Here is a 25557-nt window from a genome sequence, read left to right on the forward strand (position 1 = left end):
GCCGGACCGGGGTCCCGGGTGATCGCCCGACCCCGGTTCCGGCCCGGTCAGGGTGCCGTGTAGTGTTGTCCTCGCTGGTGGCCGTGAGGCACCGGGGAGGCTTCGCCTAGTCTGGTCTATGGCGCCGCACTGCTAATGCGGTTTGGGGTAACCCCCCATCCCGGGTTCAAATCCCGGAGCCTCCGCACCGGCACGGCGGAACGAGATCGGACCGGCGGCCGACAACTGAAGAAGAGCACGCGCCCGTAGCTCAACGGATAGAGCATCTGACTACGGATCAGAAGGTTAGGGGTTCGAATCCCTTCGGGCGCACACACGAAATCCGGCCCTGGCCAGCACGAACGGTCAGGGCCGGTTCTCGTTCCCGGGCCAGAAGTCGATCGCGGTCCACGAACCGGTCCACGAACATTGCTAGCTCCCGCCACGTGGCCAGCCGATCCGACGCCCCCGTGAAGCGCCAGCGAAGGAGCATCCGCCGCCGAGCACGGTGCTACGAGGTCCGGGTGCCGGCCGGTGAGGGTCCCTCGGCCGGTGAGCGGATCGTGCTGTGCGAGAGCGTGGACATCGAGGGCGCCGGAGACCGCGCGGAGAAGGCGGCGTACCAGCGAGGCCGAGAAGGTCCGGACCCGGCTCTTCGCGGACGCCGACGAGTTGAAGGTCGCCCGGACCAAGGCGACGGTCGGGGCGTTGCTCGAACGCTGGATGGCGCAGCACGAGATCGACCCGACGACCCGGATGACCTACGAGTTGCAGATCCGGATGTACATCGGCCCGAACCTGGGCGACGTCCCGCTCGTGCTGTTCGTCCGGGAGGCGTCGCAGCGGTTGGAGACGCTCTACAGCCGCCTGCGGAAGTGCCGCTCGCTGTGCAACGGTCGGCCCTTCGTCGAGAAGCACGCGGTCGAGGGGCCGCACGACTGCGCCGTGGTGGGCTGCAAGAGGCACGTCTGCAAGCCCTACGCGGCGTCGAGCGTGCGGTCGATCCACGTGATCCTCTCCGGGGCGTGCAGCGCCGCGGTGCGGTGGGGCTGGATCGAGTTCAACCCGATGCCGTTGGTCCGGCCGCCGTCGACGATGCGTCCGCAGCCGCGGCCCCCGACGAGCACCCAGATGGCCCGCATCGTCGAGACCGCCTGGACGGCCGCGGCGGAATGGGGCCTGTCCGTGTGGCTCTCGGCCGTCCTCGGGGCCCGCCGGCGCGAGGTCATCGCGCTCCAGTGGGAGGACATCGACCTCGACGCGGGCATCGTCCGCCTGGACGAGGGTACTGCGCCGCGCCGAACTCGCCGGGCACGACCCACACGCCGTACTCGCCGAGGCCGCCGAGCGCGGGCCGCTGACCGGGGCGCGCAACGTCATCAACGTCGTCTACTCCCACATCCGCGACCAGCACTGCCTCGACCCCGTCGGGGAACGCTGGGCCGACTGGATCCCCCAGACCGACAACCTCCAGTGGACCAGCTACCTGCACCGGCTCGCCGCCGACGACCAGCGCGCCGACGACCTCGGCGCCGCCGCGGCCGTCGAGTCGCCCGCGTGGGCGGTCGAGGCGTTCGGCGACGTCCCCACCGATCCGCTGGCCCGGCAGCAGTGTTGCGACGACGTCGGCAGGGGCGCCGCCTACCGCGAGGTGCGCAGCCACGACGACCCGATCGATGCGCTCGGCCCGGTCCCGAAGCCAGGGCAGGTGGAGGAGCTCGCCGCGCACCGGGCGGCGTGGCGGGCGCTAGGGCGTGTCTCCCAAATAGGTGGGTCGGGGTGCGCGATGCTTGAACGGTGTCGCGCACTGCGGCCCTGACCGACGTTCAGTGGGCCCGGCTGGCCCCGCTCCTGCCCTCGTCGGAGGGTCGTCGCGGGCGCCCGTTTCGGACGACCGTCGAGTACTCGAGGGGATCATCTACCGGTACCGGTGCGGCCTGGCCTGGCGGGATGTCCCGTCCGAGTTCGGGCCGTGGCAGACGTTGTGGAAGCGGCACCGCCGCTACTCCGGCGATGGCACCTGGGACCACGTTCTCGCGGCTCTGCTGACCGACGCCGACACTGCCGGGATCGTGGACTGGGCGGTCAGCGTGGACTCCACGATCATCCGCGCCCACCAACACGCCGCGACCCTGGCTCGCGACACAGGGGGCAGGATCGAATTACACGAATCTGCTCGCCGAGCCCGGCGATCACGCCTTGGGTCGGTCTCGCGGCGGGCTGTCGACGAAGATCCACCAGCTCGTCGATGGTCACGGCCGGCCGCTGGTGGTCCTACTCGGACCGGGCCAAGGCGGGGACTCACCGATGTTCCCGCACCTGATGGCGCATCTGAGCATCGCGCGAGTGGGCCCGGGACGTCGCCGAACCCGGCCGGAACGACTGCGCGCTGACAAGGTCTACTACTCGCGCGCGATCCGCCGCCATCTACGCGAGCGGCGGATCGTCGCCGTCATCCCCGAGCCCGCCGACCAGCAAGGACACCGCAAACGGCGGGGGGGCGGGGGGGGGGGCACGCGGCGGCCGCCCGCCCGCGTTCGACCGCGCCGACTACCGCAATCGCAACGTCGTCGAACGCGGGTTCTGCCACGTCAAACAGTGGCGCGGGCTGGCCACCCGCTACGACAAGCTCGCGTTGACCTTCCGCGGCGGCGCCGTCCTGAAGGCGATCGTCACCTGGCTCCGCGCTTTAGGAGACACGCCCTAGTCACGATCGAGCTCGGCGCGGCAGTCAGGACCGGGGTGTAGGGCTTCTGCACGGGCATGGTGCTCACCCCCCACACCGTAGACGACCTGGGCAACCGGCTGGAGTTCCTCCAGCCCGAACCGGACCATCCCGCCGGATGGTGAAGTTGCCACCTGCGCTGCGACCCGCGAAACCTGGGTGTCTGTCCGACCGTGACGCGGGTGACGATTGGATGCCTACTCTGGTGATCGTGTGGAGGTCTCGGCAGAAGTGATGTCGGCAGAGTCGGTCGATGGCATCGTTGTGGTTGATATGTAGGCGGGTTTCGTCTCCGGGACAGAGGCTGTCCCGGAGTCTGTCGCCCTGGTTGAGGCCGTCGACACGCTCCTGGCCCGAGCCCGGGTCGCTGGTGCTGAGGTGATCCACCTGCGCAATGCCGGCCCGCCCGGGGCACTCGACGAACCGGGCCGCGCGAGCTGGGGGCTGTACCGTCGCCGGTGGGCAGATGAACTTGTCCTCGACAAGTCTGACGACGACGGGTTCGCCGGTACCCGGCTCGACCACGAGCTCCGTGAGCGCGGGGTCCGGCGGTTCGCGATCTGCGGGGTCATGTCGGAGATGTGTCGCTGCGACCGCTCGCGGTGCCCTTGCACGTGGTTGCGGAGTGGTGCTCCCGCACACCGCTCACGCCACCTACGACGTCCCGCCCGGTCCGGGTCCGTCCGAAGGGGTTCCGGCGTTCCTCGCCGCCCGCGCGGCTGAATGGTCACTCGGCGACGCGATCGAGATCGTCGCCGATCCGACGGCTGTGCACTTCCACCCCGCCCCGTCTGTCAACTCTAGAACGGAGAGGGTTGACACCTGGTTCTCTTGATCATTGACAACCGTTCCAACACACGAGCAATCGAAGCATCGTCTCGCCGCTGCGCTGATGCATCACAGCGAGCATGGAGTGCAGCACCTCGATCGACTTCGGTCAGACCTGCGCACATCCCGGATGGTGGCCTCGGTGGGCAGTGCTGGAAACGCGTTCACCAAGCAGCCCACGGATGTGTCCCGTACGACAGGACAACTGTCGCGCAGCGGGCGCCCTGGTCGGTCTTGCATGGCCGGAACCGCCGATACACCCCGTCGGCAGCAATGTTCAGTCGGGCAGCAGCCGCACCGCGGTCTTCTGGCCCGGAGGGCTCCACCGCCACTCAGGGCCAACATCGCGGACCTTCTGATCCTTTGGTGAACCTCTACGCGGGGGACTCGGATGCCTGCGGCCTGGGACATTCTAGGTCGCAGCCCTTTACCTCCTGACGGGGCGTCGCGTAGGTTCCCTCGTCGGGGCCAGGCGGTGTCACAGAATAGTGGCCCCACATCTGGGAGGATGGAAGATGCTGCTGCCGGGGCTGTTGCTTCTGGGCGCTGGCGATCCGGTTTACCGGGGATATTCACTCGAGGCGTTGACGCGCAGTTTTCGGGTAACGCTGGTCGACGCTTCCGCCAACGAATGGCAGAGGGCGGTCGTCGACAAACACGTCGGCATTGATCATCGTGATCCGGCAGTCGTCTCCGAGTATGTCCGTCGCGATCTAGGTTTTTTCGATGGAATTTTCACTTGCGACGAGTTTGCCGTCGAGACGGCGACCGAGGTCGGTGCAGACGCTGGTTTGCGTGTCAACTCGATCTCGACCGCCCGTGCGTGCCGGGACAAGGCCGAGATGCGGGCGCGGTTGAAGACCGGCAACGTCCCGTCAGCCCGAAGCATCCAGGTCGACTCCCGTGACGCGGCACGTGCCGCAGCCCAGGGGATCGGCTACCCAGTAGTACTGAAGCCACAGGCGCTCGCCGGGAGCATCGGCGTGATCCGAGTTGACGCCAACTCCGAGCTCGACGCCGCCTATGACGTCGCCGCCAACTCAGGCCATGGTGTCTACGGCTCGGCCGGCGGACGGCTCCTGGTCGAGGAGTACCTGGACGGGCCGGAGATCTCGGTGGAGTGCGTCGTCCGGGACGGCATGCCCGAGGTCCTGGCGGTTACGCGAAAGTCTCTCGGGCCAGCGCCGTACTTCGAGGAGATCGGGCATGTGGTCGCGCCGGCAGAGCCGGTGACCGCGGACGACTCCGCGATCTTCTCCGTAGTTCAACCCACACATGCTGCCGTCGGGATCGCCTGGGGTGCGACCCACACCGAGCTACGTCTGACCCGCACCGGGCCCCGCGTGATCGAGATCGGTGCGCGGCCTGGTGGGGATCTGATTCCGCTGCTCGTACGCCTGGCTACCGGGCGGGATCAGGTGGTCGAGGCCGTCGCCGCAGTGTGCGGGGTGGACCTCCCTACCACGCCCGAGGGTCCCGAAGGAAGCGGGCCGGCGGCCGCCGCGATCCGCTTCTTCTACCCGGCGGTGGAGAGCAGGCTGGTGGGCCTACACCTCGACCCGAAGATCAAGGCCGCTCCCTGGCTGCATGCTCTCACGCGCGAGGTGGAATTCGGAACCGTGCTCCGAACGCCTCCCCACGCTTTCCTCGATCGCGTCGGATTCGCCGTCGTCCGAGCGGAATCTACCGACCGCTGCCAGCAGTACGTCGACATCGTCGAGAACGGACTGACTATCACCTGCGATCCCGTGACCGACGCCGACTGTTCATCTCCTAAGAACGCGAAAACGGCCGACTCAATGCCGATAACCCCCTAGCATCGATCTCGGCATACGAGGAGCAATTGTTGCTCGCTCGCACCCCTCGAAGCATAGGCGATGAAGGAGAAGCATGCCTGCAACCGCTACGATCCGAGAGTCGCTGGATACCATCCGAAAGAGCGTCGAGGAGCACTTCGCGTCTGAGGCGATGCAGTCGCAGATCCTCGATCTGCGTCACAGCTACCAGGAAACCGACTTCGCCGAGATTGTCGGATTCACCCCGCCCTGGGTATTCGACACCGCCCTCGACGAGGTCGAGGAAATCTTCAATAGACAGGCGAAGCGGCGCGACATCGTCGTCGCCCAGAGCGACTACACCCCGCGCAGGTACTCCAACCTCGACCGCGACGCGCTCGCGGCCGGCAGCACCGTCGTCCCGGAGTTGTTCGACAGCCGTGGGCTACGAAGCTACCTCGAGCAGATCGTCGACGAGACCGTCCTGCCGGTTCCCTACACCCCCGAGGAGTACATCGCTGCCCGGCTGCACAAGGCCGGAGACGTGCACGGATGGCACTGGGACGACTACACTTGGGCGCTCGTCTGGATCTTCAAGATCCCGGACGAGACGGTCGGCGGCAGTGTCGACTTCATCGAGCGCGCCCCGTGGGACCGCGAAAACCCGCAGGTAGACGAACTCGTCGCGAAGGGTCCTGTGGTCCGCCGACACCCAGGGGTCGGCAACGCGTACCTGCTCAAGGCCGACACTGCGCTGCACCGGGTCGCGCCGCTTTCCGAAGACGCCGAGCGCATGATCGTCTGCTACACGTTCGCCACCGAGTCGGACCTGACCCGACCTGTCGACCACTCCAGCATGGAGGACCTGTACCCGGAGGCCCACGAGCGGCACTTCGGATGATCGTCGGCCCCCTCTCGGTTCCCACCGCGGGCGAGGTGCTCCGGCGAGTAGACCTGCCTGGTCTGCTCGACGGCCGGCGTCGTGGGTGCCTCAACACGTGGGAGCCGTGGCTCGCCGAGGAAGCGGTTACCGGCGCCTCCCCAGCGGAGGTCGCGTCATCCCCGCGTGACGAGCTGGCTCGACTGCTGCACATTGGCGTCGACGTCGGGCACCCGGCGATCCGTGACGACATCGGGCGAGCGCTGGTCGGCGCCGGTCTCGTGACGTCCGACGACGGCGTCTATCGCACGGGCCGGTGGCGACTGAGCGCTTTCGCTGGGCTGCTGATTGCCGCTGACCGCGACTACGGCACCGAGCACGAGGTTCATTTAGGCGAGGACTCGTTGCGGTTCACCCAAGCTGTCCTCGCTGCGACACCGCGGGATGCGGTGCTCGACATCGGCTCCGGCTCCGGGATCGCGACGGCGGCCGCCGCGCGTACTGCGGGGTCGGTCCGTGCGATCGACGTCCTCCCGGACGCGGTGCACGCCACCGGGATGACCTGCGCGCTCAACCCCGGCGGCGCTGAGGTCACCACCGAAGTTCGGTATTTTTCCGACGTCGACCTTTCCGAGTTCGATCACGTGATCGTGAATCTTCCGGGCGTTCCAGTGCCCGCGGGAATGCCCTACCCGACGGCCGGGAACGGCGGCCCGGACGGGCTCGACCTGATCCGGACGTTCTGGAAGCAGCTGGCCACCGGCCCGCCGCGACGGGTGACTATGCGGTTCCAGAGCATGGGCGGAGCCGAGCCCGAGGTGCTCACCGAACTCCGCGAGACCTTTCCGCAGCACGCGATCTCCATCGCCGCCGACTCCGCGGTGCCGATGCGGCTGCGGGACGCGATCACCGCAGAGCGGATCGCCACGATTACCGGAGCCGACCCGGATGACACCGTTGACCAACTGTCGGACGCACGTCGGACCGGCGGTCGGACAACATACTTCTGCTCGACCATGAACCTCACCCCCGGCAGGCCCGGGATCGACTACGCAGCACCGCTGACCAGGCTCGATCTAGTACGTCTATGGCGAAGCGGCCAGGTCCGCAAGATCCACGACTCGGCCGTGTGGACCGAGTACTGCTCGCGACTGCGGCTAATGCCCGACGAGTTCTGGTCGGTCCAGGGCGAGGAGCACGTGCGCACCGTGGGTCGCGACATGCACGCCCTCGGTGGTGAGCTCTCGACTGGGAAGTCGCCCGCTGACGTGGCGGCCGCGCGTATCCCGGCCGGTCCCGCCGCTCGGTCGGGCCTGGAACTGGCCGTCGCGCTGCTAGCCGAGGTCCTCAACGACACCGGGATCCTGCGCCCCCGGTAGATGTAAGGAGTGATAGTGGTATCAGGCTGGACCGTGCACGACTCGATCAACGACGTGGACGCCGAAGAGTGGAACGACGTCGTTATCCGAGCGGGGGGGGGCGGCCTTCCACAGCCATCAGTGGCTGACGGCGTACGAGACGGCGCCGCCGGCGCCGCTGTTCCACGCCCGCCACTTCTGCCACCGGACCGACGGCCGCCTCGACGCCGTCGCACCGTTCTACGAGGTGCAGGAAGACCCGCACTACGCCGGTTACGGCCCCGATTACGACTTCGACCACCCGATCCTGCACACGCGGATGCTGGTTGGACACTCGTGGTACTCCTACTTCAACGGCGTCTGCTCGGTCATCGACCCCGCAGAAATCGTCGACGACCTGGTCGGCACCCTGGGTGAGGTCGCGACCCACCTCGGCGTGCCGATCTTCGGCTTCCCCGGGGTCCCCGAGTCCGACCCGCTCTGTGGCGAGCTGGAGCAGCGCGGCTTCAGCCCCATCTACACCGAAGCGACCAGCGGCGCCGATTTCGCGGGCACGGCAGAGGCGCACCTGGACACACTGCGGAGCCAGACGTTCCGCCGGGAGTTCCGCAGGCTGTCCACGAAGGGGCTCCGGTTGGGCGCGCACGTCCGAACGAACATCGAGTCCGGCGACGTCGAGCGGTTCGCGAAGCTCGTCGAGGACGTGTGCACCCGACACGGTGTCGCGACGATCAACCCGCCGGAGAACCTCTACAGCATCTTCGAGAATCTGCGTGAGTACGTGTACTTCGTGAGCATCTGGCTGAATGACGAGCTGCTCGGCGGCTTCGTCCTGATGCACTTCGAGGACACGCTCTACGCCTGGATCGCGGGACTCAACTACGACTACCACAAGGAGCTCGGTACCTACTACGCGCTCTACGCGCAGACCCTGCAGCTCGCCGAACGCCTCGGCGTGAAGCGGATCGAGATGGGCCGCAGCATGTACGGCTTCAAGGTCCGGATGGGATTCCATCCGCAGCCGCTGGTCAGCTGGTTCGCTGGCGTCGGCTCGGACGGCCGCAAGCTCGTCCGCGAGGGGATCGCCAGCCTGGATGAGCACTGCCGCACCCGCAGCCGGATCGCGGAAGCGTACGAGAACAACAAGCTGGAGGTCCCCAAGATGTTCGCCGGGCCGCCGCGGTTCGCTGTGAGCGGCGCCTGATGGCGGGATTGCGGGAGCGCCTGTCCTTCTGGCAGACGGCGCTGCTGGGCGGTCTGGCCCTCGGCACGATCTTCGGGTTGGTAGAGGGCTTCTCGCTGTTCTCGCTCGCCTTCACCCGTGATCTCGGAATCACCCGTGGTGAGGCATCCAGCATGTACTCGGTCTACTTGTTGTGTAGCGCGCTCTCGGCGCCGCTGGCGGGCAGGTTCGTCGACCGGTATGGACCGGGGCGGGTCGTGCCCGCCGGGTTCGTCGTGGTCGGGATGGGGCTCGGCATGGCGTCACGAGCGACGGCGTTGTGGCACTTCTACCTGCTGTATGCCCTCGTCCTGGCGACAGCGACGACCGTGCTGATCGTCGCTGCCCAGGTCATGGTGTCGAACTCGTATCCGACCGCGTTCCGCGGCCGAGCGCTCGGTCTGGCCTACGCGTGCGTTGGGCTTGGGAACTTCGTGCTGTTCAACCTGCTGGGGCAGATCATCTCCGCTTACGGCTGGCGGACCGCCTACCTGGTCGCCGGGATGATCGCAGTCGTGGTCGCGCTAGCGTTCCTTCTGTTGCACCGACGGCTACCCACGCCTGTCCGAACCGACGCGCCTGACGAAGCCCCAGCAAGAACCGTTGGGATCGGTGTTGTCCTGGCGTGTCCAGTGTTCTGGTTTCTGTTCATCGCCGCCGTAGCCGCGAGCGTGCTCGACTTCGTTGTGTTCCAGCACCTTGCGCCGTTCCTGGTGACCTCCGGCTACTCGGTGGCGTCCGCCGGGTTCGTTTTGAGCATCGCGTCGCTGGGCTACATCGCGGGGCAGCTCACCGCGGGGGCTGCGTCGGACCGGTGGGGGCGAGAGCGTGTCGGGGTGGCCGCTGGGCTGGCCTACATCGTGCTTCTCGTCGGGACCGCGCACCTGCCGGCGCAGTGGTTGGTCGCAGTTCTGTCTGCCGGGTTGGGCCTCGTCATCGGCGGGGTGATCGGTGCTCGCAGCGCCGGGACCGGCGACATGTTCGCGGGACCTGTCCTCGGGCGGGTGTCCGGTCTCGTTCAGGTCGGCAGCGCGCTCGGCGCCGCGGCCGGGACCTGGCTGGGCGGCATCGCGTTCGATCTCACCGGAGGGTACGGACTGATGTTCGGCATCGCATCCGTCGCGGCGCTCGTATGGTGCACGACCTTCGTCGCGGCGGCACCGCGCCGCGGACACCGGCTGAACGTCGCGACGGCGACTGGAGCGTGACGATGAAACAGCCCATAGGCGCCGTCGAAGTCCGCCCGGTGACCGTCCGCGATCCAGAGGTCGTCGCACTGATCCAGGCGCTCGACAACGATCTGGCCAAATCTGAGTACACCGAGAGCGAAAGCTTCGGGTACTCAACGCACGAACTGGAGGCCGGTTCGGTTTACCTGGTCGGGGCGAGCGTTGGCGGTCGGCTGGTCGGCATCGGTGGTATCGAACTCCAGGACAGCAGGTTCGCTGAGCTGAAACGATTCTACGTGGCGCCCGGTCTACGGGGCCACGGACTCGCCGACGCGATCCTCGACGTGCTCGAAGGGCACGCCCGTGGCCATAGAGTGAGGAAGCTCCGACTAGAAACTGGGATCCGACAAGACGTCGCGATCTCTTTCTACCACCGCCGCGGCTTCCGCGTTGTGCCCAAGTTCGGGCCCTACGTCAACAGTCAAGCGTCGGTCTGCATGCAGCGCAATCTCTGACAACGCTTGAAATTCCTGACGCAGGCAAGCGGCCCGGTTCAGAGAGCGAGAAGCGATGAACCTTGAACCCGCCGCACGACCCCCGCAGGCGGGCGTCTGTCTTGTAAACGATGGCGGTCTCAAGCGGTGAACGCACCACTTCGACCCCGCGCCGGACGTCTGCTCGTCGCGTCGGCGCAGGCCTGCGCTGTCGGTGAGCCGTCCCGATGGGCTACATCGCCGCCGACCTCACCGCCAACGGCGCCGCGAGTCGCCATGCCGTGAGCGGCACCGCGGTCGTGGGGGCGGCGGGACGCCGGGCCCGGTCCACGGATCGGTCCACGAACTGCGCGGCACTGGTGCCAGTCGTGCCCGGTCGGGCGCGAGCAGGACGAGTCCACACCTCGGAATCCTGCCCTGAGTACGAGGACACGCAAGCTACGGATCAGAAGGTTAGGGGTTCGAATCCCTTCGGGCGCACACACAGCGAAGGCCCTCCCGACCGGGAGGGCCTTCGTCGTCGTTCGGGAGTCCGCGGTCAGATCCAGCCCCGCTCCTCCGCGACGAGGACCGCCTGCTGACGCGTGTCGACGGCGAGCTTGCGCAGTCCTGCCGAGATGTGGTTCCGCACCGTGCCCGGGGCCAGGGACAGGGCGCGCGCGATCTGCTGGGTCGACTCCCCGCGCCGTCCGGCCCGCAGGACGTCGAGCTCGCGGTCGGTCAGCGGGGAGCGTTCGTCACTGAGGGCGTCGGCCGCGATCTCCGGATCGACGTACCGCTCGCCGGCGGCCGCGCGCCGGATGACGGCCGCGACCTCGTCGGCGCTGCGGGACTTGGGCAGGAACCCGGCCGCCCCCGAGGCCAGCGCCCGGCGCAGCACCCCCGGCCGCGCGTGCCGCGTGACGATCACGCACCGGGTGGCGGTGCTGCGGGTCAGCCGCTCGGTGACCTGTACGCCGTCGAGCTGCGGCATCTCCAGGTCGAGAAGACAGACGTCCGGCCGCAGCCGCTGCGCCTCGGTGACGGCCTCCGCACCGTCGGCGCACTCCGCCACGACGTCGATGTCCGGCTCCAGGCGCAGCAGCGCGGCCAGCGCGGACCGGATCATCCCCTCGTCGTCGGCGAGCAGTACCCGGATCATCCGGCCTCCCGTACGTCGGCGGGCACGGTGACGACGACGGTGAACACCGAGTCGTCCCGCCGTACCTCGAGGTCACCGCCCCCCTCCGCCGCCCGGCGCGCGATCCCGTCCAGCCCGGACCCGCCGGTGTCGTCGGGCGGGCGGCCGGTGACGTCGTTGGAGATCTCGTAGCGCCAGGTGCCGTCCGTGCGGGTCAGGCGCAGCCGGGCCCAGCCGCCGCCCCCGTGGCGCAGCGCGTTGGTCGTCGTCTCGCGGACCACCGGGCCGAGGGACCCGGCCGGCGCCGCCGCCGCGTCCGGATCCACCTCGGCCACGGCGTTCGTGCCCGCCGCGCGCAGCAGGTCCACCGCGTTGGCGAGCTCGTCGGCCAGCGGCACGGAGCGGAACCGGGTGGCCAGGTCCCGGGTGCCCTGCCGCGCCTCGTCGACGCTCACCCGCGCCGCCGCCAGCTGCGCCATGCCGGCGTCCGGGTAGCCCGGCAGGAGCCGCTCGGCCAGCTCCAGCTGCAGAGCGACGACCTGGAGATGGTGTCCCTGCAGGTCGTGGACGTCCGTCGCGACCCGCAGCCGCTCCTGGGCCGCCGCGAGCCGCGCCTCCGACACCCGTGCCCGGTCCAGTGCCTCGATGACGTCCCACCACCACAGCGACGACACGGTGATCGCCGGGAGGACGGTGGACAGGAAGACCAGCTGGGTCCAGTTCGGAGCGCCGCTCTCCGCGAGCGTGAGCCGGGAGTCGATCACCGCCAGCGCCACGAGAAGGGCGGTCGCCGCCAGCACCAGCCGGGCCCGTGTCCCGGACGGCCAGTTCAACAGCACCGCGGCCTGCAGCACCGGGAGCGCGCCCAGCACCCAGAGATCGAGGGCGACGCCCGCCGCGAGCCCGAAGACCACACCGGTCACCAGCGGTGCGAGGTGCCGGCGCCGGACCACCAGCGACACGGCGTCGGACCGGCGCCGGTAGTCGTGCAGCGGGAGCAGCGTCGTCAGGAACCACACCACCCCGCTCGCGGCGACCACACCGGTCGGCACCGGCCCGGTGCCGGACCCGGCGAGCGCGCTGATCGACAGGGCCACGACGAACAGCTCGAAGACGACGACCGCCAGAGCCATGTACCACCAGGTGACGGTGATGCCCCGGCTGAGCCGCACGGCGCGACGCGCGTCGACGGCCGTCGACGCGGTGCGCTCGGCCGTCCGCTCCATCCGCTCAGCCTACGACCATGACAGATGTCACGGATCGGACAGCGAAAGCTCCCGGATCCCGATGACGGCCAGGCACTTCTGGCGAGCGCGCCGGGCGTCTGAACTGGACACAGCGCCGGGGAACCGCCCCGCCACCCAGCACAGGAGCCCGCCGTGAACCTCTTCGAGACCCTCCAGAACCTCGTGGGCCAGGTGCCCGAGCCGCTGCAGCCGCTGATCGCGGCGTTCGCCGGCGCCATCCCGTTCGTCGAGGGGGAGGGCGGTGCCGCGATCGGCATCCTCGGCGGCATCCACCCCGCCGTCGCCGCGGTCGCCGCGATGATCGGGAACTTCGTCGTCGCCGCCCTGGTGCTGCTCGGTGCGGGCGCCCGGGACGCCGTGGTGAACCGCCACCGCACGGCGGCGCGCGCCCGCCAGGGCGCCACGGTCGGCGGCGCCGCACCGCACCCCGCGGCGGTCCCGGGCGACGGCCGGGACCGGGGGTCCGCGCGCCGGGCGAAGTTCCAGCGCGCCTACGAGCGCTACGGCGTCCCCGGCGTGAGCCTGCTCGGCCCGCTGCTGCTGCCCACCCACTTCACGGCCACCATGCTCGCCGCGTCCGGTGTGGGCCGGGCCCGGATCCTGGTCTGGCAGGCGGTCGCGATCGTCCTGTGGACGACCATCACCGCCCTCGTCGTCGGCGGCGTCGTCCAGGCCGTCAGCTGAGCCGCGGCCCGGACCACCACGCCGAGGGGGATCAGGACATGACGACCGCACCGAACTGGCTGATGGACGACGGCGCGCCGAGGAACGACCCGGCGGTGCCCGCCGGGGTGGAGTACCACCGGGTGCTCGCCGGCGAGAGACGGCGGGTCGGGCGGGGGATCCTCGCGATCGTCCTGCTGGCGGCCGGGTTCGTGCTGTTCCCGACGGTCATCGGCCAGGGGCTCGCGCTCGTCGACGTCCGGCTCGGGAACAGCCCGCCCGCTGCCGGGGGCACCGACTACACACCGCTCCACCACGCAGGGTCGATGATCGCCCTCGGCCTGCTCGCCCCCTGGAGCATGCTCGTCCAGCGCCTGCTCTACGGCGTGCCCGGGGCGTCGCTGCACTCGGTGACCTCACGGTTCCGCTTCGGCCTGTTCGGCAGGGCGCTGCTCGTGCTCGGGCCGGTCTGGGTGATCGTCGTCCTGCTGGGCTTCGCGACGCCGGTCGAGGAGAGCCCCTGGTCGCACGCCGACCTCGTCGCCATCCTGCTGGCCACGCTGCTGCTCACCCCGTTGCAGGCGGCGGGGGAGGAGTACAGCGTGCGGGGGCTGGTCCTCCGGGTGGTCGGCGGCTGGACCCGGGGGCGGCGCGCCGGCCTGGTCCTCGGGATCGTCGTGTCCAGCGTGCTGTTCACCCTGGTGCACGGGGCGACCGACGCGTACCTCGTGCTCTGGTACCTGGTCCTGTTCGGCGGGCTGGCCGTCATCACCTGGCGTACCGGGGGTCTGGAGATCGCGGTCATGCTCCACGCCGTCCTGAACACGCTGTCCCTCGCCGCCGCGCCGTACCTGCGGATCGACCTCGGTGCGGCGCTGCAGGGCCGCTCGGAGACCGTGGGGACCGCCTACCAGCTCGTCCCCACGATCACCGTCGTCGCGCTCACCGCCGTCGTCTGGTGGGCCACCCGCCGGACCGGCCCCGCGCGGACGACGCCGTCGCGCCTGCCGGAGCGCACGCCGGCGCCCGTCACCCGGAACTCGCGGTAGGACGGCCTACGTGGACAGCAGCCGCTCGACCTCACCGATCCGTGCGTCCAGGCGGGCCGACCGGACGCCGCGTGCGGATCGGCGTGCCCGGTCGATCGTGGCGCGTCCGGCGTCGTGGACCCCGGCGCGGGCGTAGGCCTCGGCGAGCCACTCCTGTTCCAGTACCTACCGCCCACGCCCCGTCCCGGTCCGCGCGGCGAGCTCGACGAGCTCCCGTGCCGGCCCGGCAGGCGGACGTCCGCGGGGCCAGATCGCGGCGAGGCGGCGGTCCAGCGCGAGACCGCGGACGGGCACGGCGACGAGGGTCCCCCCGGCGAGCTCCCCGGCCACGGCGAGCGAGCTGAGCACCGCGGGTGCGACGCCGTCGGCCGCGGCGTTCTTGATCGCCGTCGTCGACCCGAGCTCCAGCACGGGCTCGACGGGCGCCCCTGTCCCGGCCCGGTCCAGGGCCTCGTCGAGGTGTTCGCGGGTGCCGGAGCCGCGCTCCCGGGAGATCAGGGCGGTGGCGGCGAGCCGGGCCGGTGTGACGCCGCGGCGGCCGGCCCAGGGATGGCCGGGGGCGACGACGACGGTGAGGTGGTCGCGGGCGACGATCTGCTCGTCGAGATCGGGGGAGTGCCGGGGTCCCTCGACGAACCCCAGGTCGGCCCGGCCGGCGAGCACGTCGTCCTGGACGTCGCTGGAGTTGTGCGAGGTCAGTGCGACGCCGGTGCCGGGCAGGCGGTCCCGCAGGGCGATCAGCCACCGGGGCAGCAGGTACTCGGCGACGGTGAGACTGGCCGCGACCCGCAGCCGGGCGTCCTGCCGGGTGCGCAGTGCGGTGACGCCCTCGTCCATGGCCCGCGCCGCGTCGACGGCGGTGCGTGCCCAGTCGGCGACGAGTGCGCCGTCCCGGGTGAGCGTGGTGCCACGGGTGGTGCGCTCCAGCAGGGTCAGTCCGAGTGCGGACTCGAGGGTCTTGATTCGAGCGCTGACGGCGGCCTGGCTGACCCCGTGTGCGGCGGCGGCCTTGCCCATGCTGCCGAGGCCGGCGACGCTGAGCAGCAGGTCGAAGGCCGCGAGATCGGCCACCCGCGGTGGTAGGGGCACAAGCGGAGATTGTGGCGGCACAAGGTCCACCCCGCTACCGCGGACCGCACCGGGAGCGCACGGTGGTGGCCATGACGTCCTCCGAGCTGAGCACCGCGGCCGCGCGGGAGTGCCCCGTGGACACCACGGGGCACGGCACCGGTCGCCACCGGCTGTCCCGTGCGGGACTGCTGCGCGACCTGGACCGGCCCGGCGACCTCTTCTCCGGCATCGGCCCGAACTGGTACTCGTCGATCATGGGTACCGGCATCGTCGGTGTCGCCGCCGCGACGCTCCCGGTGCAGGTCCCCGGCCTGCACACCTTCGCGGTCGGGATCTGGCTGCTCGCCTCCTTCCTGCTCGTGACGCTGACCGCCGCGTGGGCGGTCCACTGGGTCCGCCACACCGGCACCGCGCTGGGGCACGCGCGGAACCCGGTCATGGCCCAGTTCTGGGGCGCGGTCGCGATGGGTGTGATGACCGTCGGCGCGGGCGCGGTGAAGTTCGGCGGACCGTTCCTCGGCGCCACCGGGGCGATCGGTGCCGGCTGGACGCTGTGGGGGATCGGCACCGTGCTCGGGCTGGTCACCGCGGCGTGGATCCCGTACATGATGATCGTCCACCACAGGATCGAGCAGGGGTCGGCGTTCGGGGGCTGGCTGATGCCGGTGGTGCCGCCGATGGTCTCGGCCGCCAACGGGGCGCTGCTGGTGCCGCACACCCCGGCCGGGTGGCAGGCGTCGATGGTGGTCGCCTGCTACGCGATGTTCGGGATCAGCCTGTTCGCGACGCTGGCGATCCTCCCGCAGGTGTGGAACAGGCTGGTCGTGCACGGGACGGGGCCCGCGGCCACGGTACCGACGATGTGGATCGTCCTCGGTCCGCTGGGGCAGTCGGTGACCGCGGCGAACCTGCTGGGCGACCAGGCGGGCGTGCTGGGCGAGCCCTACGCGACCGGGGCGCACGTGTTCGGGATCTTCTACGGGGTTCCGACGTGGGGTTTCGCGATGATCTGGCTGGTCATCGCGGCCGCCGTCACCGTCCGGACGGCACGGCAGAGGCTGCCGTTCGCGCTGACCTGGTGGAGCTTCACGTTCCCCGTCGGGACGTGCGTGACCGGGACCAGCGCGCTGGCCGCGCACCTGCACCTCCCGCTGCTGGCGGTCACCGCGACGGCGCTCTACGTCATGCTGGTGGTCGCGTGGGCGGTGGTGTCGGTCCGCACCGCGCACGGCTCGCTGGTCCGTGGGTACCTCTTCGCCCCCGCCTGACCTCGCGTTCCGGGTGACGGCGGACCGTGGCCGATGTCCCCGCGGCCGAGTACCTTCCGGGCGGAGGACGTTGTCGATGTGCGAGATGGCCGAGGAGACGCCGGACGAGGCGGAGACCGGGCCGCAGGATGGTGGCACCGGGCCGCCGTCGCGGCGTGCGATCGCGATCGGGGCCTCGGCCGGCGGGATCGAGGCCCTGCTGGAGCTGGTCCCGTTGCTGGAGCCCGGGCTCGCGGCCCCGGTGCTGGTGACGGTGCACCAGCCGGCGGCCGCCACGACCGTCCTGCCGCAGCTGCTGGCCCGTCGAGGGCGGTTGCCGGTCGGGCACGCGCAGGACGGGGAGACCCTGTTGCCGGGCCGCGTGTACGTCGCCCCGCCGGACCGGCACCTCATGGTGGACAAGGGCCGGGTCGTGCTCAGCAGCGGCCCGAAGGAGAACGGGAACCGGCCCGCGATCGATCCGCTGTTCCGTTCGCTGGCCCTGGACGCCGGGGCGGGTGCGGTCGGGGTGGTCCTCAGCGGGGCGCTCGACGACGGCGCGTCGGGGGCGCTGGAGGTGGTGCGCCACGGCGGGACGGTCATGATCCAGGAACCCGACGAGGCGCTCTACCCGAGCATGCCGCTCGCTACGCTCGAGCAGGTGCCGGGTGCGTTCGTGCGACCGGTGGCCGGGCTCGGCGCCATCCTCCCGGGCGTCGTCGACCGCGCCGGTCCCCTGCGGTCCACCGGCCACGGATCGGCCCGGCTGCGCTGGGAGGTCGCGATCGCCCGGATGGAGGGTTCGGAGATGTCTGCTCCCGATGCGGCCGGTACGGCGGCCGGGCTGGCCTGCCCGGACTGCTCCGGTCCGCTGTTCGAGATCCACGACGGGGGACTCCCGCGGTACCGGTGCCGGGTGGGGCACGCCTGGTCGCAGCATGCCCTCGGCGCCCAGCAGGAGCAGTCGGTGGAGACTGCTCTCTACATGGCGCTGCGGGCCCTGGAGGACAAGGCGGCCCTGCAGCGACGCATCGCGGCCACGGCCGCCGAGCAGGGAGCCGACCGGGTGGTGGCACGCGCCCGAGCCGCCGCCGACGAGGCGGTGCGCTCGGCGCGGGTGCTCCGGCGGCTCCTGGGCGGTGCGGGGGACGAGGATCGGGGAAGGAGCAGGACGGAATGAGCGATGTGGCCCGCGACGGGGGGCCCGACCCGGAGTTCGAGCATCTGCTGGACTTCCTGAAGGAGATGCGCGGCTTCGACTTCACCGGCTACAAGCGGTCGAGCCTGCGCCGGCGGATCGAACGGCGGATGCAGCAGCTGGCGATCAGCGGGCTCGACGAGTACCTGGACCGGCTGCAGGTCGACCAGGACGAGTTCGCCCGCCTGTTCAACACGATCCTGATCAATGTGACCGGGTTCTTCCGGGACCACGACTCGTGGATGCACCTGCAGCACGACGTGTTGCCGTCGTTGCTGGCCACCCTGTGGCCGGGCGAGCCGGTACGGGTGTGGTCGGCCGGGTGCGCCAGCGGTGAGGAGACCTACGGGCTCGCGATCCTGCTGGCCGAGGCACTCGGTGCGGAGGGTTTCCGCGAGCGCGTCAAGATCTACGGGACGGACGTCGACGAGGACGCGCTCGCCACGGCCCGCCAGGCGGCCTACACCGCCAAGGACCTCGAGGCCGTGATCCCCGAGTGGCGGGACCGTTACTTCGAGCGCAACGGCCAGCGCTACGTGTTCCGCCCCGACCTGCGCCGGTCGGTGATCTTCGGTCGCAACGACCTCGTCCAGGACGCCCCGATCGGCCGGCTCGACCTGCTGGTGTGCCGCAACACCCTGATGTACCTCAACGCCCAGACCCAGGCCCAGGTGCTGGGCCGGTTCCACTTCGCGTTGAAGCCGGGCGGAGCGCTGTTCCTGGGCAAGGCCGAGATGCTGCTCAGCCACACGCGCCTGTTCGTGCCGACGGACCTCAAGCGCCGCTTCTTCCGGAAGTCCGACTCACCCGGTCTGCGGGTGACGTCGCTGGAGCCGCTGTTCTCGAACGACGCCGCGAGCGTGCCGCGGGTCGAGGACGAGACGCTGATGTCCAGCCCGGTCGCGACGCTCGCGGTCTCCCCCGACGGCGTGCTCGGACTCGCCAACCGCCGTGCGGAGACCCAGCTCGGGCTCTCCGGCCGTGAGGTCGGACGGCACGTCGGTGAGCTCGAGCTCTTCACACGCGTCGCGAAGCTCTCCTCGACCCTGGACCAGGTCCAGCAGCAACGCGGCTCGGCGGTGCTGCACGAGGTCAAGTGGACCCACAACAACGAGACGATGCACTTCGACGTCCAGCTCGTGCCCCTCCCCGTCGACGGCAACGGCGGCACCCCGGCGGCGATCTTCTTCACCGACGTCAGCCGGTACCGCCAGCTCGCCAAGGAGCTGGAGCAGGCCCACCGGCAGGTCGAGTCCGCCTACGAGCAGCTGCAGTCGACGGTCGAGGAGCTGGAGACCACCAACGAGGAGCTCCAGTCGACGGTCGAGGAGCTGGAGACCACCAACGAGGAGCTCCAGTCCACGAACGAGGAGCTCGAGACGATGAACGAGGAGCTCCAGTCCACCAACGACGAGCTCCAGTCGATCAACGACGAGCTCCGGGACCGCACGGCCGAGCTCGACGGCACCAACGACTTCCTCCAGGCGGTGCTGGAGAGCCTGCGTTCCGCCGTCGTGGTCGTCGACTCGGAGCTGATGGTCCTGGCCTGGAACCACCGCGCCGCGGACCTGTGGGGCCTTCGTTCGGACGAGGCGACGGGCCGCCACCTGCTCAACCTCGACATCGGGCTGCCCACCGAACGGATCCGGCCGATCGTGTGGGACACGCTCGCCGAACGCCGTCCCGAGGACGACGAGGACGGTGCGGAGCCGGTCGTCGTGACCGAGCGGGAGGACGACCGGTCCGGCTCCGACGGCCGGCCCGACCGGTCGACCGTCGTCGTCGACGCGATCAACCGGCGCGGGCGGACCGTGCGGATCGAGGTCGCGGTCGCCCCGCTCCGTTACCACGAGCGGGGGCGCAGTGGAGCGATCATCGTGATGGACCAGATCGAGCCGTCCGACTGAGGCCACGTCATCGGTGCCCGTGACTGCTGCGTCACACCGGCACGCGCGGCTATCCTGGTGGGGTGGCCGAGGTCGACGCCGCCGCGAACGTCGAGGCCTTCCTGCAGTCGGTGTCCGAGCTGCTCGCGCAGCCCGTGGGCCCCGACGCCGGAGGGGCCGACCCCGCGGCGGACAACGCTGAGAACCGGGCGATCGTCCGCGCCCGCGCACGGCTGGCCCGCAGCCGTGCCGAGGCGCTCGGGGAGCGCCTCGAGGACCTCGGGCGGCGCCACGCCGACTTCCTCGCCGTCCACCGGCACGACGCCCCCCAGCGTTCCGCGGCGCACCACCAGGCCGTCGGGATGCTGATGGGGATGTTCGGGCTGACCGGGAAGCAGGCCGGGGAGCTGCTGGCCATGCTGAGCTGGCAGCAGGACCGTCCGCCGGAGGCACTCGCCCGGCGGATGGTCACCGAGTGCGAACGCGGCGGCGACCCGGCGAACGTGCTCCGCGACGGCGGCGTGACCGGCAGGCACAGCGTGCCGCTGGTCGTCCGGCGGGCGGTCGCCTTCATCGAACGGCACGCCCACGAGGACATCACCAGCGACCACATCGCCACCGCGGCCGGTGTCGGCCGCCGCCGGCTGCAGCACGCGTTCCGGGAGCACTGCGGCGTGAGCCCGACCCGGTACCTGCGCCGGGTCCGCCTCGCCCACGCACACCGTGAGCTCCTCGCCGCCGACCCGACCCGCGGTGACACCGTCGGGGCGATCGCCGACGCCTGGCAGCTGCCGCACCACGGCCGTTTCGCCGTCGAGTACCGGGCGGCGTACGGGGTCACGCCGGCGACGACCCTGCACCGCTGAGCAGGGCGCACCCCGGGCAGCCGGGTATCGTCGACGCCGTGGCGGACGGCAGGCGGCGGGTGACGATCGCGGACATCGCCGCCCGGGCCGGGGTGTCTAAGGCCGCCGTCTCCTACGCGCTGAACGGTGTGCCCGGCGTCAGCCCGGCCGTGCGCCAGCAGATCCTCGACATCGCCGCCGAGCTGCGGTTCCGTCCCAACCGGATCGCCCAGGACCTCCGCGCCGGGACGGCCAAGGTCATCGGGATCCTGCTCGACAACATCGAGAACCCGGTCTACACCGAGATCGCCGGCGCCGCCGTGTCCGCCGCCGCCGAGCGGGGCTACGAGGTCTTCGTCTCCCACCTCGGCACGGCCTCGGACCGCAAGACCGAGGTCGCGCTCTCGCACGTGGACCGCAACATCAGCGGACTGATCCTCACCTCGGTGACGGTCGAGGACATCCCGCTGCTCGCCTCGCTGCGCGAGCGCGGCGTCGCCTGCGTCCAGGCCTACCGGGGGCTGACCGAGGTGCCGAACGACTGGGTCGGCATCGACGACCGGGCCGCCGCCCGCGAGCTCGCCGCGCAGGTGCTCGCCGGCGGGCGGCGTTCGGTCGCGATCCTCAGCGGTGTCCGGGAGTCCGTGGTGGCGCGGAACCGCGTCGCCGGGTTCCGGGAGGCGCTGGCGGAGCGCGGCATCGAGCCCGTCAACCCGGACGACGTCTGGGGGCCGCTGACCCGCGAGGCCGGCGTCACCCGCGCCCGGGACGTGCTCGACCGGCACCCCGGCACCGACCTCCTGCTCTGCGCCAGCGACGTGATCGCCGTCGGTGCCTGGGACCACGCCCGGGAGGCGGGGCTGTCCGTACCCGGCGACCTCGCGATCACCGGCTTCGACGGCACCGGCATCGCCAGCGCCGGACCGCTGCAGCTGAGCACGGTGAACGCGCCGCGCCGGGTCATGGGGGAGTGCGCGGCGACGATGCTGATCGACCGGATCGAGGGGGCCGACGGCCCGCCGATCCGGCGGATGCTGCCCTACGAGACCGTCCTGCGGGACTCCACCGGGGAGGGCGGCGCCCCGGCGGCCCGCCCGGCCCGGGCGGGCCGGGCGGCCACCTGACGGCTACGACGCCGTCACTGCAGGCCGGTCGGGCCGAGCCGCAGGTCCCCCGCGGTGATCCCCCCGTCGACCGGGATGACCTGGCCGGTCACGAACCGCGAGTCGTCGCCGAGCAGGAACCGGATCACCGGCGCGACGTCCTCGACCGACCCGATCCGGCCCATCGGCGTCCGCGCCCTGATCTCCTCGGCGAACCGGCCCGAGACGAGCAGCGACGCGGCGAGCGGGGTCGCGACGTAGCCGGGGCTCACGGCGTTGACCCGGATCCCGTGCGGGGCCCACTCCACGGCGAGGGTCCGCGTCAGCGCCAGCACACCGCCCTTCGACGCGGCGTACGAGGCGAAACCCGGTGCCCCGTAGTGCGCCAGCATCGAGGTGATGTTCACGATCCGCCCGGGACGGCCCGCCGCGACCAGCCGGTCCGCGAACGCACGGCACACCTCGAACGTTCCGTGGAGGTTGACGTCGACGACGGTCGTCCAGCTCTCCTCGAGGACGTCCTGCGCCCGCTCGCGGCGGTTGAGCCCGGCGCAGTTGACGAGCTGTTCCGGCAGGATCCCCGCCTCGTCGAGCCCGGCGAACAACGCCCGGACCGAGGCCACGTCGCTGACGTCGACGCGGGCCGGCCGCACCCGTCCGGGGAGCCCCTTCCCCTCCAGTTCCGCCGCCAGCCCGGCCGCGGCCCGCTCGTCGATGCCCGCGCAGACGACGTCGGTCCCGCCCGTCGCCAGCAGTTCCACCGTGGCCGCACCGATACCGGTCGCACCGCCGGTCACCAGGGCCCATCCCATTTCGATCCGCTCCTCTCGACGGGGCCGGACGGCCACGTCAGTTCATGAAGATGCCGCCGTTGACGTCGAGCGTGTGCCCGGTGATCCAGGCGGCGGCGTCGGACACCAGGAAGACGACGGCGGCGGCGAGCTCGTCGGGCGTGCCCATCCGCGGGACGGGATAGCCCTCCGGCGCGTAGTCCCGGCCGTGGGTCATCGGCGAGTCCACGGGGCCCGGCGCGATCATGTTCACGGTGACGCCGTCGCCCCCGTACCGGCGGGCCAGCCACTTGCCGAGCGCCCCGACCCCGCCCTTGGACGCCACGTAGGCGGCCCCGGAGTTGACGCCGCCGACCCGGGCGGCGATCGAGGAGAACAGCACCAGCCGGCCCGCCCCGGCCGTCACCAGGTGCGGCAGGACCGTCCGGGAGACGACGTAGGAGCCGGTCAGGTTGACGTCCAGCTGCCGGCCCCACTCCGGGCGTTCCAGGTCCGCGATCGCGGTCTCCGACACGACCCCGGCGCAGTGCACGGCGATGTCGAGGCCACCGAACCCGGTGACCGCGCGGTCGACGGCGGCCGCGACCGACGCGTCGTCGGCGACGTCGGCGACGGCGCCGACGGCGGTCCCGCCCCGGGCGGCGACGGCGGCGCACACCTCGTCGACCGGCTGCCGGTCGACGGCGACGACGCGCACGCCGTCGCGCGCGAGTGCCAGCACCGTCGCCCGGCCGATGCCCGAGGCCGCGCCGGTGACCAGGGCGCTCCGGCCCGCGATCCCGGTCGCGCTCAGCACGACGCACCCCGGCCTGCCCCGGCCGCGGTGCGCGCCGGGCCGGTCCCGACGCCGGCGAGGTCGATGCCGCGGGTCTCCCGCAGGAACAGTGCCGCCACCAGCGAGAGCAGTGCGGTCGCCGCGTAGAACCAGGACGGTGAGAGCGGGTTCGCGGTGGTCGCGACAAGGAAGGTCGCGATGAAGGGCGCGGTGCCGCCCATCGTCGAGTTCGCGATGTTGGTGACCAGGGCGACGCCGGTGTACCGCACCCGGGTCGGCATCCTCTCGGAGAAGGTCACGAACAGCGCGCTGTTGAAGACCGACACGCAGACGAAGCAGACCGACTGGGCGAGCATCGCGAGCCTGACCGAGCCGAGCTGCATGAGCTGGAACATCGGGATCGCTAGGACCAGGCCCGCGCCCGAACCGGCCAGAAGGACCGGGCGGCGGCCGAACCGGTCCGCGAGGTAGCCGCCGACCGGCAGGGTGAGGATGCCGAGGACCAGCGCGAGGCTCGTGCTGACGAAGGCCACGGTCGAGGAGAACCCGGCGGTCGTCCGCAGGTAGGTGGCGGTGTAGACGGACGCGGTGTAGAAGCCACCGGCGGACAGCCCGTAGAGGGCCACGAGGTGTGCGATCGTCTTCCACGACGTCCGCAGCAGCGTCGTGATCGGCAGGCTGCTGACCTGCTGCTCCTCCTTGAGCGCGGTGAACTCGGGGGAGTCGTGCAGGTTGTTGCGGATGTAGAAGCCGATGATCCCGATGACGGCGCTCAGCAGGAACGGGAGCCGCCAGGCCCAGTCGATCGCCTGCTGCTCGGTGAACAGCGAGCTGATCGCGAGGCCCGTCAGCGACGCCGCCAGCGAACCCAGGTACATGCCGCCCATGACCAGGGCGGTCTGGAAGCCGCGCCACCGGGTGGGGGCGTGCTCGGAGACGAACACGTTCGCCCCGCCCACCTCGCCACCGGCGGAGAAGCCCTGCAGGCAGCGGCAGAGGATCAGCAGCATCGTCGCCCAGATGCCGAGCGTCGCGTAGGTCGGGAGCAGCCCGATGAGCAGCGTCGATCCCGCCATCAGCAGCAGCGTCCAGGTGAGCGCGGTGCGGCGGCCGTAGCGGTCGCCGATGTGCCCGAAGAACAGGCCGCCGGGGATGCGCAGGAAGAACGCCACCGCGAAGGCGGCGAACGTCTCCAGCAGCGCGGTGTTGGGGTCCTCGGAGGCGAAGAACTGCACGCTCAGCAGGGCGGCCATGTAGCCGTAGATGCCGAAGTCGTAGTACTCGACGATCGTGCCGAGCACGGCACCCTTGATGACCTTGACGCTCGACTGGCGTGGCGGGGGCGCGGTGGGGGAGTGGTCAGTGGACACGACTGTGTATCCCGTCTGGAGTTCGGGTGACGCGGACCGGCGACGTCGCCGGGGAGGGGGCGCGGGCCCCGCGGGTCAGCGGATCAGGTCGTCCACGAGCGCGACGTCGAGACCGACGTCGCGGTAGTGCTCGCGGGTCTTGTCGATCTTGCTGAAGACGTCCTCGATGCCGAGCATCCCGAAGTCCGCGTCCACGTAGATGTAGGCACCCGTCGTGATGAAGAGGGTGATCATCTCCTGGCAGTCGGACGGCACCTCGAGGGTGTGCACGTCGCCGGGGGGGGTCGAAGGCGAAGCTGCCCTCCTCGGACCACCAGTCGTACTCCAGGTAGTGCCAGCGCCCGCGCAGCGTGAACGCCTGCACCGCACCCACGTGCCGGTGGCGGGAGACGACGCCCTGGCGGCGCCCGCGCAGCAGGTTGACGAACTTGCCCTCCCCGGGCTGGAACATCAGCGGCCGGAACTCGACCCCGGGCGAGTGCTCGCCCTGCGGGACCCAGAGTCGTTCGTCGCAGTCCAGGTCGAGCGCACCCGGGGTGATCATGTCGTCGACCATCCCGTAGAGCCTCGGCCCGTCGTAGGGCTTGACCGCGTCCTCGATTGGTGTGGACACCCTGCCGTCCTTCCGCAGTAGGTCTGAACTTAAACGGTTAACTTAACCGTTTAATGGACAGTAGCAGCGGGTAGTCACGGCGGCAATGGTCCGTCCGGCGGCGGGGTGGCCCCGGACGCGGGAGATCCGGCCCGGACCGTTCGTGCCGG

At 70.8% G+C, this 25557-nt stretch carries 21 protein-coding genes, 2 tRNA genes and 1 pseudogene; 16 read left to right on the top strand and 8 right to left on the bottom strand.

Annotated features, from left to right (window positions below):
• Positions 1-95: 95 nt before the first annotated feature.
• Positions 96-185, top strand: a tRNA-Ser gene (locus Ae150APs1_RS23320).
• 54 nt (positions 186-239) lie between these two features.
• Positions 240-312, top strand: a tRNA-Arg gene (locus Ae150APs1_RS23325).
• A 644-nt stretch (positions 313-956) separates the two neighbouring features.
• Here Ae150APs1_RS23325 and Ae150APs1_RS32230 read toward each other — a convergent pair.
• Positions 957-1121, bottom strand: coding sequence for a hypothetical protein (locus Ae150APs1_RS32230; RefSeq protein WP_170918122.1), 165 nt, complete (start codon positions 1119-1121; stop codon positions 957-959).
• Between the two features lie 655 nt (positions 1122-1776).
• On the opposite strand from Ae150APs1_RS32230, the pseudogene Ae150APs1_RS30625 reads away from it, so the two are divergent.
• The 7 genes and pseudogenes from Ae150APs1_RS30625 to Ae150APs1_RS23380 all read left to right on the top strand — a co-directional run bounded on the left by Ae150APs1_RS30625 (position 1777) and on the right by Ae150APs1_RS23380 (position 10451).
• A pseudogene (locus tag Ae150APs1_RS30625) lies at positions 1777-2686 on the top strand (IS5 family transposase).
• A 1361-nt stretch (positions 2687-4047) separates the two neighbouring features.
• The gene (locus Ae150APs1_RS23355; protein WP_075300327.1) at positions 4048-5349 is read left to right on the top strand and encodes an ATP-grasp domain-containing protein; all 1302 of its coding nucleotides are present in this window, start codon (positions 4048-4050) and stop codon (positions 5347-5349) included.
• A 73-nt stretch (positions 5350-5422) separates the two neighbouring features.
• On the top strand, positions 5423-6208 hold the full coding sequence (locus Ae150APs1_RS32235; RefSeq protein WP_075300329.1) for a hypothetical protein: 786 nt from the start codon (positions 5423-5425) through the stop codon (positions 6206-6208).
• Entirely contained in the window at positions 6205-7566 is a 1362-nt protein-coding gene (locus tag Ae150APs1_RS23365) for a 50S ribosomal protein L11 methyltransferase (RefSeq protein ID WP_075300330.1), read from the top strand. The genes Ae150APs1_RS32235 and Ae150APs1_RS23365 overlap by 4 nt, the downstream gene beginning before the upstream one ends.
• Before the next feature lie 226 nt (positions 7567-7792).
• Entirely contained in the window at positions 7793-8749 is a 957-nt protein-coding gene (locus tag Ae150APs1_RS23370) for a GNAT family N-acetyltransferase (protein WP_075300332.1), read from the top strand.
• Positions 8749-9975, top strand: a complete 1227-nt coding sequence (locus Ae150APs1_RS23375) for an MFS transporter (RefSeq protein WP_075300334.1) — start codon at positions 8749-8751, stop codon at positions 9973-9975. Before Ae150APs1_RS23370 ends, Ae150APs1_RS23375 begins: the two co-directional genes overlap by 1 nt.
• A gap of 2 nt (positions 9976-9977) precedes the next feature.
• The gene (locus Ae150APs1_RS23380; RefSeq protein ID WP_075300336.1) at positions 9978-10451 is read left to right on the top strand and encodes a GNAT family N-acetyltransferase; all 474 of its coding nucleotides are present in this window, start codon (positions 9978-9980) and stop codon (positions 10449-10451) included.
• Positions 10452-10968: 517 nt separating this feature from the next.
• On the opposite strand, the gene Ae150APs1_RS23385 is transcribed toward Ae150APs1_RS23380, so the two are convergent.
• Positions 10969-11571 (bottom strand): response regulator transcription factor, encoded by a 603-nt coding sequence (locus tag Ae150APs1_RS23385; protein ID WP_010229608.1) that lies wholly within the window; start codon positions 11569-11571, stop codon positions 10969-10971.
• Positions 11568-12776 (bottom strand): histidine kinase, encoded by a 1209-nt coding sequence (locus tag Ae150APs1_RS23390; protein WP_075300338.1) that lies wholly within the window; start codon positions 12774-12776, stop codon positions 11568-11570. Before Ae150APs1_RS23390 ends, Ae150APs1_RS23385 begins: the two co-directional genes overlap by 4 nt.
• Positions 12777-12929: 153 nt before the next feature.
• On the opposite strand from Ae150APs1_RS23390, the gene Ae150APs1_RS23395 reads away from it, so the two are divergent.
• Both Ae150APs1_RS23395 and Ae150APs1_RS23400 read left to right on the top strand, forming a co-directional pair.
• Positions 12930-13481: a small multidrug efflux protein gene (locus Ae150APs1_RS23395; RefSeq protein ID WP_075300340.1), complete on the top strand. Its 552-nt coding sequence runs from the start codon at positions 12930-12932 to the stop codon at positions 13479-13481.
• A 38-nt stretch (positions 13482-13519) separates the two neighbouring features.
• On the top strand, positions 13520-14509 hold the full coding sequence (locus tag Ae150APs1_RS23400; RefSeq protein ID WP_075300342.1) for a type II CAAX endopeptidase family protein: 990 nt from the start codon (positions 13520-13522) through the stop codon (positions 14507-14509).
• Between the two features lie 165 nt (positions 14510-14674).
• Here the strand turns inward: Ae150APs1_RS23400 and Ae150APs1_RS23405 are convergent, their stop codons facing one another.
• Positions 14675-15598, bottom strand: coding sequence for a LysR family transcriptional regulator (locus tag Ae150APs1_RS23405; RefSeq protein WP_249266459.1), 924 nt, complete (start codon positions 15596-15598; stop codon positions 14675-14677).
• Positions 15599-15669: 71 nt separating this feature from the next.
• Here Ae150APs1_RS23405 and Ae150APs1_RS23410 point away from each other — a divergent pair, with 71 nt between their 5' ends.
• The 5 genes from Ae150APs1_RS23410 (at position 15670) to Ae150APs1_RS23430 (ending at position 21880) form a co-directional block, all read left to right on the top strand.
• Positions 15670-16848 (top strand): TDT family transporter, encoded by a 1179-nt coding sequence (locus Ae150APs1_RS23410; protein WP_075300346.1) that lies wholly within the window; start codon positions 15670-15672, stop codon positions 16846-16848.
• A 76-nt stretch (positions 16849-16924) separates the two neighbouring features.
• Complete coding sequence (locus tag Ae150APs1_RS23415; protein WP_083680320.1) at positions 16925-18007, top strand: chemotaxis protein CheB; 1083 nt, start codon at positions 16925-16927, stop codon at positions 18005-18007.
• Positions 18004-19932 carry a CheR family methyltransferase gene (locus Ae150APs1_RS23420; protein ID WP_075300348.1) on the top strand — a complete coding sequence of 643 codons (1929 nt, stop codon included), beginning with the start codon at positions 18004-18006 and terminating at the stop codon, positions 19930-19932. Before Ae150APs1_RS23415 ends, Ae150APs1_RS23420 begins: the two co-directional genes overlap by 4 nt.
• A gap of 62 nt (positions 19933-19994) precedes the next feature.
• Positions 19995-20777 (top strand): helix-turn-helix domain-containing protein, encoded by a 783-nt coding sequence (locus Ae150APs1_RS23425; RefSeq protein WP_075300350.1) that lies wholly within the window; start codon positions 19995-19997, stop codon positions 20775-20777.
• 38 nt (positions 20778-20815) lie between these two features.
• Positions 20816-21880 carry a LacI family DNA-binding transcriptional regulator gene (locus Ae150APs1_RS23430; RefSeq protein ID WP_249266460.1) on the top strand — a complete coding sequence of 355 codons (1065 nt, stop codon included), beginning with the start codon at positions 20816-20818 and terminating at the stop codon, positions 21878-21880.
• Between the two features lie 14 nt (positions 21881-21894).
• On the opposite strand, the gene Ae150APs1_RS23435 is transcribed toward Ae150APs1_RS23430, so the two are convergent.
• From Ae150APs1_RS23435 to Ae150APs1_RS33895, 4 genes are all read right to left on the bottom strand, one after another.
• Positions 21895-22671: an SDR family oxidoreductase gene (locus tag Ae150APs1_RS23435; protein ID WP_060574314.1), complete on the bottom strand. Its 777-nt coding sequence runs from the start codon at positions 22669-22671 to the stop codon at positions 21895-21897.
• 37 nt (positions 22672-22708) lie between these two features.
• A complete protein-coding gene (locus Ae150APs1_RS23440) occupies positions 22709-23446 on the bottom strand; it encodes an SDR family NAD(P)-dependent oxidoreductase (protein WP_170918123.1) in 738 nt (245 codons plus the stop codon).
• Entirely contained in the window at positions 23440-24795 is a 1356-nt protein-coding gene (locus Ae150APs1_RS23445) for an MFS transporter (RefSeq protein WP_075329474.1), read from the bottom strand. Before Ae150APs1_RS23445 ends, Ae150APs1_RS23440 begins: the two co-directional genes overlap by 7 nt.
• Before the next feature lie 75 nt (positions 24796-24870).
• The gene (locus Ae150APs1_RS33895) at positions 24871-25065 is read right to left on the bottom strand and encodes a hypothetical protein (RefSeq protein ID WP_249266461.1); all 195 of its coding nucleotides are present in this window, start codon (positions 25063-25065) and stop codon (positions 24871-24873) included.
• Positions 25066-25557 lie beyond the last annotated feature (492 nt).

This window comes from Pseudonocardia sp. Ae150A_Ps1, from assembly GCF_001932315.1.
In the GTDB taxonomy this organism is placed as follows: Bacteria; Actinomycetota; Actinomycetes; order Mycobacteriales; family Pseudonocardiaceae; genus Pseudonocardia.

Bases quoted from the DNA above. Each gene is read 5' to 3' on its own strand.
- Ae150APs1_RS23390 (WP_075300338.1), bottom strand. From the start codon at position 12,776: ATGGAGCGGACGGCCGAGCGCACCGCGTCGACGGCCGTCGACGCGCGT.
- Ae150APs1_RS23400 (WP_075300342.1), top strand. From the start codon at position 13,520: ATGACGACCGCACCGAACTGGCTGATGGACGACGGCGCGCCGAGGAAC.
- Ae150APs1_RS32235 (WP_075300329.1), top strand. From the start codon at position 5,423: ATGCCTGCAACCGCTACGATCCGAGAGTCGCTGGATACCATCCGAAAG.
- Ae150APs1_RS23415 (WP_083680320.1), top strand. From the start codon at position 16,925: ATGTGCGAGATGGCCGAGGAGACGCCGGACGAGGCGGAGACCGGGCCG.
- Ae150APs1_RS23385 (WP_010229608.1), bottom strand. From the start codon at position 11,571: ATGATCCGGGTACTGCTCGCCGACGACGAGGGGATGATCCGGTCCGCG.
- Ae150APs1_RS23410 (WP_075300346.1), top strand. From the start codon at position 15,670: ATGACGTCCTCCGAGCTGAGCACCGCGGCCGCGCGGGAGTGCCCCGTG.
- Ae150APs1_RS32230 (WP_170918122.1), bottom strand. From the start codon at position 1,121: ATGCGGGCCATCTGGGTGCTCGTCGGGGGCCGCGGCTGCGGACGCATC.
- Ae150APs1_RS23365 (WP_075300330.1), top strand. From the start codon at position 6,205: ATGATCGTCGGCCCCCTCTCGGTTCCCACCGCGGGCGAGGTGCTCCGG.
- Ae150APs1_RS23420 (WP_075300348.1), top strand. From the start codon at position 18,004: ATGAGCGATGTGGCCCGCGACGGGGGGCCCGACCCGGAGTTCGAGCAT.
- Ae150APs1_RS23375 (WP_075300334.1), top strand. From the start codon at position 8,749: ATGGCGGGATTGCGGGAGCGCCTGTCCTTCTGGCAGACGGCGCTGCTG.
- Ae150APs1_RS23355 (WP_075300327.1), top strand. From the start codon at position 4,048: ATGCTGCTGCCGGGGCTGTTGCTTCTGGGCGCTGGCGATCCGGTTTAC.
- Ae150APs1_RS23380 (WP_075300336.1), top strand. From the start codon at position 9,978: ATGAAACAGCCCATAGGCGCCGTCGAAGTCCGCCCGGTGACCGTCCGC.
- Ae150APs1_RS23435 (WP_060574314.1), bottom strand. From the start codon at position 22,671: ATGGGATGGGCCCTGGTGACCGGCGGTGCGACCGGTATCGGTGCGGCC.